Annotated in this window: 5 protein-coding genes; 1 reads left to right on the top strand and 4 read right to left on the bottom strand. The window is 70.4% G+C overall.

Annotated elements, in window-relative coordinates; translation table 11 throughout:
- From ACFW2E_RS27245 to ACFW2E_RS27260, 4 genes are all read right to left on the bottom strand, one after another.
- Nucleotides 1-2,220, bottom strand: a 2,220-nt coding sequence (locus tag ACFW2E_RS27245; RefSeq protein WP_384469705.1) for a nitrate- and nitrite sensing domain-containing protein, incomplete at its 3' end; no start/stop codon positions are given.
- Between the two features lie 91 nt (nt 2,221-2,311).
- Complete coding sequence (locus ACFW2E_RS27250) at nt 2,312-3,325, bottom strand: substrate-binding domain-containing protein (protein WP_384469706.1); 1,014 nt, start codon at nt 3,323-3,325, stop codon at nt 2,312-2,314.
- A 261-nt stretch (nt 3,326-3,586) separates the two neighbouring features.
- Nucleotides 3,587-5,197, bottom strand: a complete 1,611-nt coding sequence (locus ACFW2E_RS27255; protein WP_384469707.1) for a multicopper oxidase family protein — start codon at nt 5,195-5,197, stop codon at nt 3,587-3,589.
- 121 nt (nt 5,198-5,318) lie between these two features.
- Complete coding sequence (locus ACFW2E_RS27260) at nt 5,319-5,783, bottom strand: hypothetical protein (protein ID WP_384469708.1); 465 nt, start codon at nt 5,781-5,783, stop codon at nt 5,319-5,321.
- Nucleotides 5,784-5,988: 205 nt separating this feature from the next.
- Between ACFW2E_RS27260 and ACFW2E_RS27265 the strand changes: the two genes are divergently transcribed.
- Nucleotides 5,989-6,929 (top strand): hypothetical protein (locus ACFW2E_RS27265; RefSeq protein ID WP_384469709.1); only part of this gene is annotated, 941 nt, incomplete at its 3' end.

Raw genomic sequence — 6,929 nt, forward strand, 5'->3', positions numbered from 1 at the left:
CCAGATGGAAGGCGCGGTCGGCTGACCACCGGCCCGGGGGCGGCCCCCCCGGCGCCCCCCCGGCCCCGCGCGCGCGCCCGGGGGGGCGCGCGCGCCCGCGGCGCCGGAGCCACGGGCCGGTTCGGCGTGGCCGGCCCGCAGGGGGAGGGGCGGCGCCGGCCCTGTCCCGTTCTCGGCGGTCTTCTCGGCCGTCCTCTCTGCCGGGTTCTCGGCCGTCTTCTCGTCCGCGTTCTTGTCCGCGCTCTTGTCCGTCGTCTCCTTTGGGGCCTTGGACGCCGGCGGCGCGCCGGGAGCGTCGCGCACGACGATCTCGTGCGGCACCAGGACAATCGCGGTGGTGCCGCCGTACGGCGACGGGCGCAGGGTGACGGCGATGCCGTGCCGGGTGGCGAGCCGGGCGATCACGAACATGCCGAGCCGGAGGTCGTCGGCGAGCGCCACCACGTCGAACTTCGGCTCCACCGCCAGCTGGGCGTTGAGCGAGGCGTAGTCCTCCTCGGACATGCCGAGCCCGCGGTCCTCCACCTCGATGGCCAGGCCCTTGGCCACCATCGCGGCGCGCACCTCGACCGGGCTGGGCGCGGGGGAGTACAGGGTCGCGTTGTCGATGAGCTCGGCCAGCAGATGGATCACGTCCGCGACCGCGGGCGGGGCGAGGCTCACCTCCTCGTCGGTGCGCACGCCCACCCGCTGGTACTCGGCGACCTCCCCGACGGCGCTGTGCAGGATGTCGATCAGGGCGACCGGCTCGTTCCAGCTGCGCCCGGGCCGCTCACCGCTGATGACGACCAGGTTCTCCTCGTAGCGGCGCAACTGGCTTGCCGTGGAGTCCAGTTCGTACAGGCCCTTGAGGATGTCCGGGTCCGTGTGCTGCCGTTCCAGGCCGTCGAGCTTGGTCAGTTGCAGGTTGACCAGGTTCTGGCTCTGCCGGGCGATGCCCAGGATGACCTTCTGGAAGCCCCGCCGGATGTCGGCGAGTTCGACCGCCGTGTGCACGGCGGTGCGCTGCGCGGTGTTGAACGCCTTGGCGACCTGGCCGAGTTCGTCCTCGCCGTAGTCCAGCGGCGGGGTCTCCAGCTCCGCGTCGACCCGTTCGCCGCGATCCAGCCGGGCGACCACGTCCGGCAGCCGCTCCTCGGCAAGGCCGAGGGTGGCCACCCTGAGACCGCGCAGCCGCCGGGACAGCGAGCGGGTGATGCGCCAGGACATGCCGACGCACACCAGCAGGGCGGCGAGTCCGCCGACGCTCAGGGAGGCGGCGGTGACGAGCAGTTCGTGCGCGTTGTCGGCGCTGCGCCGGAGCAGATCGCCCGTCTGCTGCCGGATGAGGGCCGAGTACTGGTCGGAGACCTTGATCAGCGCGGCGCGCCACTGCTTCTGCAGGTCCGGCAGGGGGATCCTGCGGTCCTTCCCCGTGGTCGCGCGGGCCGCGAGCACCTTGTCCTCGACGGACTCCAGGGTGTGCCAGTCCGCGCTCTGCAGGATCTCCTCGGTCTGCCGCTTGGCGTCTCCGGTGAGCGAGGGGACGATCTGGTCCTGCACGAGCCACCGGCGGGTGTTCACCAGCTGCGCGAACCCGGCCCATGACTTCTCGTTCATGTACCCGGCCGGACCGGCGAGGGTGAGCTGCGCGTCCTCCTCGGAGACCAACTCGGCGGCGTGCTCGAGCGCCACGAGCGGACCGGCCTGCGAGGTGAGGTCGCCGTCGTCGACCTGGGAGAGCTCCTGGAAGCCGTGGATCTGGTCGTCGATGATCGAGGTGTACTGGCCCAGCGCCTGCGCGGCGGTGATGTCGGTGGGGTCGTCCACCTGGCCGCGGTAGTACTCCAGGCTGCTCACCGAGGCGGCGACCGAGTACAGCCTGTCCTTGATGCGGGCGGGCGCCTTCTTGATCGCGTCCGCCCGGTCGACCAGCTTGGCGACCGCGGCGTCCGTCTTCTTCCGCTGTGCGTCCAGGGCGGCCCGGGAGCCGTGCCCGGAGGCCAGCCACACGGCCGACAGACTCCGTTCCTGTTGCAGGGCGAGCGTGGCCTCGGTGCCCATGGCGCCGGTGGACCTGCTCAACTGCGTCTGGGACCGCAGCCGTAGTCCTTCCGAGAACATCTGTGTCGTCGTCACGCCCCACATGGCGGCGAGGGTGACGCTCGGCACGAGCGCCAGCAGGATCAGGGAGAGACGTATGGAGCCGAGACGGCGGCGGGCACCTGTCCGTGGAGACATCGTCGTCCTAGTGGGCGGTCGGGGAAGGGGGAGAGGGAGGGGGCGCGACTCGCGCGACGGGTGACCGTGCGCCAGGTCGGCGGGTTCCGGGTCAACGGGTGCCGTTGGCGGCGTACCTGGCCACCGCGGCCACGTTCGCCTTGGTCACGAACGCCGGACCCGTGAGCACGGGGGCCACTCCACCGCCACTGGTGTTTCCGTTGGTCCGGTACAGCCACAGCGAGTCCACGGCGAGGTAGCCCTGCAGATACGGCTGCTGGTCCACGGCGAACTGCACGTCCCCGTCCCGCACCGCCTTGACCAGATCCTTGCTGAGGTCGAAGGTCGCGATGTGCGCCCTGCTGCCGGCCTTGTGCACCGACTTGACCGCGGCGAGCGCGAACTGCGCGCCGTTCGTCACGACTTCGTCGATGCTCGGGTCCTGCCGGAGCTGGGCCGCGATGGAGTCGGTCACCGCGTCCATGTCGCTGCCGTCCACGTACAGCATGTCCGTCCGGCCGGCGAAGGTCTTCTTCACGCCCGCACAGCGGGCCTCGAGGGCGATGTTGCCGCGCTCGTGGATCACGCACAGGGTGTGCCCGGCCTTGAGACCGTCCAGCTTGTCGCCGACGGCACGGCCCGCGACGCTCTCGTCCTGGCCGAAGTACTCCAGGACACCCTCCGACTTCCACACGTCTATACCGGAGTTGACGGCGACCACCGGGATGCCCGCCGCCCTCGCTCGCGCGATCGGGCCCTTCATCGCCTCCGGCTTGGCCAGCGTGACCGCGATGCCGTCGACCTTGTCCCTGATCGTGTCCCGCACCAGCTCGGCCTGCCCGGCGGCGTCCGAGTCGCTCGTGAACGTCAGTTCGACATTGTCCTTGGCGGCCGCGGCCTCCGCGCCCCGGCGCACCAGGTCCCAGAAGGTGTCACCGCGATTGCCGTGGCTGACCAGGGCGATCGTCATCCGGCCGGTGCCCGGACCGCCGTCGTTCGCATCCGACCGCGCACCGCCGGATCCGGAACAGCCGGACATGAGCAGACAGGTGACGACCAGCAGCGCGGCCGGCGGCAGACCGTGTGCCGGACTGCGGAGGGTTCTCGGTGGAGGGGGAGGGTTCATGAGGGAGCGGCACCTCGCTGTGCGGCCGAGCATGCGGGGGATGGATCGCCACCCGCGGCACATATACGTGCCGACCGGGCGACTCTCCTGGCCGGAGAGCCAATCGCGTGTGACCGCAGGTAGTCAAGTGAGCAGTCACGGTCAGCAGGTTGTCGCTGCCGCATCGTGATGATCTGTGCCGTGCCGGCGAGTTGGGCGGACGCCGTCATGACGGACCGCCGCACCCTGCCGGGGAGCGGCGGTCCGTGTGGGTGGAAGTGGTTATGCCTGATAGCCGAGGACCGTCATCATGCCGCTTTCCGAGTGGTACTGGTTGTGGCAGTGGAGCATCCACAGACCGGGGTTGTCGGCGATGAAGTCGACGACGAGTTTGCGGTGGGGCAGGACGATCGAGGTGTCCTTGCGGGCTCCGACGTCCCAGATGCCGGTGAGGGCGAAGGTGTGGCCGTGCAGATGGAGCGGGTGCCACATGTCGGTGGCGTTGACGAGGGTGAGCCGCACACGTTCGCCCTGACGGACGGGATGGCGCTGGGTGACGGAATAGGGCTTGTGGTCGAAGCCCCAGTCGAACCGCCGCATGCCGCCGGTGAGTCTTACGCGCAGATGGCGGTCGGGCTCGCCCTTGCCGAGGTCCACGGACTCGTGCGGTCTCATGCGGCGGGCGGGTACCACCTCTCCGTCCAGCTCGTCGGGCCGGGCGTCGGCCGGCGGAACGGTTCTCCCCTTACCGGTGCGCAGAAGGGCGAGTCCTTGGCCTTCCTTGCCCTCGGCCCGGGCGACGAACGGGAAGACGCCGTCCCTGGCGGTGACGAGGACGTCGTAGCGCTCGGCCATGCCGACGATGAGCGCGTCGGTGCGCTTGTGCTCGATCGGGTAGCCGTCGGTGTGCGTGACCGTCATGCTGTGGCCGCCGAGTGCGACGCGGAAGGCGGTTTCGGAGCCCGCGTTGACGATCCGCAGCCGGATGCGGTCGCCGGGACGTGCCTGGAAGACCGACGGGGCCGTGGCGATACGCCCGTTGACGAGGTAATGAGGGTACGCGACACTGCCGCCCTCGCTGTGCAGCATGGGGCTGAAGGAGTGGTTGAGGACGCGGGAGGGACCGGTCCCGTTCGGGCCCGCGTGGCCGCGTTCGGCTCCCATGGCCATGCCCATGCCCTCCATCTTCACGTGCTTGCCCGGGGGGAGCAGCTGGGACAGGACACGGTCGGGGGTGGAGCCGTTCACGCCGTCGACCCAGTCGTCGAGGACGATCAGCCACTCCTTGTCGTAGGCCAGGGGTTCCTTGGGGTCGTCGACGATGAGCGGCGCGTACAGGCCACGGTCGGGCTGCAGTCCCACGTGGGAGTGGAGCAGGTACGTCCCCGGGTGGCTGGCGGTGAACCGGTAGGTGAAGTCCGTTCCGGCCGGGATCGGCGCCTGGGTCAGGTCGGGCACGCCGTCCATGTCGCAGCGCAGGCGCACGCCGTGGGAGTGGAGGGTGGTCGTGGTCGGCAGGCGGTTGGCCAGGGAGAGGCTGAGGACGTCCCCGGCGGTGAGGCGGACCAGCGGGCCGGGCAGGGTGTCGCCATATCCCCAGGTGCTCACCCTCCGTCCGCCCAGATCGACGGTTACCGGGGCGGCGGTGAACTTGTACGTGCGCACAGGGCCGGACCCGCGCTTCCGCTCGGCGGCGCGGACCTCCGGTCCGGAAGGGTTGACATAGCCCTTGGGACCTTTGGGAACGAAACCGCTGCTGACCGCGCTCGCCCCGGATTCCGGGTGTTGTCCGGAGTCCGAGTGCGAGCCGGATTCGGTGCAGCCGGCGAGAATTCCCGAGCCGACGGCCGCGATCGGGGCACGGAGCAAGGTACGGCGCGAAGGTGTGTGCATGACTGAATAACACACGTTTTGTGCTGATATGTCCGGGAACCGGGGGTGAGACGTTGGGTGGTGTCGGGAGCCGGAACGATCCGCGCCGGGTGCGATCGGCGGCTCCTGCCCCGGGACGGGGTCAGTTCCACAGGGGGACGGTCATGACCCGGGTGTATCCGTCCGGCCGGGTGTCGGTGTAGGTGAGGCTCATCCGGGTGAAGTGCTGGACCGCCGGGTCCTTCTTCCAGGGCTGCGGGCTGTCCAGCCGGACGACCACCGGATACCCGTGGAACGTGCCCGCCGCGCAGTACGGCTTGCAGTCGTTCACCACGTTCACCCCGACGGCCGTCGCCGAGGTCGCACCCCACTCCGTCCAGCGCATCTCCACCAGACGGCTGTTGCCGTCGCCGCACGCCAGGATGAAGTCCTTGGGGTGCACGTTCGTTTGCGAGAGGCAGTCGACGAGCACGGTGGCGGACTGGCGTGTCACCGTCCGTGGGGCCTGCGAAGTGGCCGTCGGATCGGCGGCCGCCGTCGTCATCGCCGCCGTCAGCAAGGTGGCCGTCCCGAGCATGATCGCCGTGTACTGCGCTGGTCTTGCCATCATTGCTCCCGCTCGTGCGTGGTCGCCTCTAAGTGATCGCCTCTGTATCGACGCTACGACCGTCCCGGCGGATGCACCACTCGCACGGAGCAGTGCGCGCCCGTGGCGTGACCGGAGGGTGATCGATCGATAAGCTGCGTGACTCTTGTACCGAGGATCGCGATCCAAGCCGCGCGATCCGGTGAAGGGCGGGGGTGTACAGGCCGTGGCGGCGACCGGACGGCTCTACGGCTATGTGGGCCCCGACCACCTGTTGGACCTCGTCCGGCCGGACGCAGCGGGGGAGGGTATCCGCTGCGCAGGGGACCTCGCTCGTTGGGTGTCGGCCCGTGGCGCGCTGGAGACGGCCGAGCCGTTCACCTTCGTGGTCGATGCCGAGGGCGTGCTGCGACTGGCACCGCGCCGCAGTGAGCACGTCGTCTGCGCGGCGGGCGGGGCGGTGCTCGCCGCCGGCGAGATCAGCTTCAGGGTGGATTCGGGGCGGTGGTTGGTGGACGAGGTCGGCAACCAGTCGACCGGTTACTGCCCGGACGTCGACTCGTGGCCGGCCGTCGCGGACGCCCTGGACCGGGCCGGGCTCGTCCGCCCCGCCGGATTCACCCACGAGGTGGTGTTCCGGCGCTGCGTTTCGTGCCAGGAGGTCAATGTCGTGCGCGAAGGCCACTTCGTCTGCGTCTTCTGCGACGAGGAGCTGCCGCCCGACTGGAATGTGGATCCCCGGAACACCGCTCCGCGCGGTGCGCATGCGCACGGACCCGTCGGGCAGGCCTCCGTGGAACTGTTCGACGCACCGCGGCTCGGCTTCGTCGAGGGCGTCGCGCCTCGGCTGTCCGCCGTACACCGGCTGGCCATGAACCGGCTCTGGGACGAGGCGGTCCGCGCGAATCCGAGCCTCTTCGACGGACCGGCGGTGGCCGGCCTGGGGCTGGAACAGGGAGAGCGGGGCGGCCTGGTCCTGTCCTGGGCGAGGACGACGTACCGGTACCGCACCCTGCGCCTGGTTCCGGGTGCGCCCTCGGTGTCCTCCGTGTTCGTCTCCGTGGCGCAGCCCGCGGAGGACGGACGACTGCTGGTGGGCCGCATGTCGCCCTCGACGGCCGCCCCCGGCCGGCTGCAGCTCCCCGGGGGTTCCATGGAACCCCCGCC

The organism is Streptomyces sp. NPDC058964, from assembly GCF_042741275.1.
Classification (GTDB): domain Bacteria; phylum Actinomycetota; class Actinomycetes; order Streptomycetales; family Streptomycetaceae; genus Streptomyces.

Bases quoted from the DNA above. Each gene is read 5' to 3' on its own strand.
- ACFW2E_RS27250 (WP_384469706.1), bottom strand. From the start codon at position 3,325: ATGAACCCTCCCCCTCCACCGAGAACCCTCCGCAGTCCGGCACACGGT.
- ACFW2E_RS27255 (WP_384469707.1), bottom strand. From the start codon at position 5,197: ATGCACACACCTTCGCGCCGTACCTTGCTCCGTGCCCCGATCGCGGCC.
- ACFW2E_RS27260 (WP_384469708.1), bottom strand. From the start codon at position 5,783: ATGGCAAGACCAGCGCAGTACACGGCGATCATGCTCGGGACGGCCACC.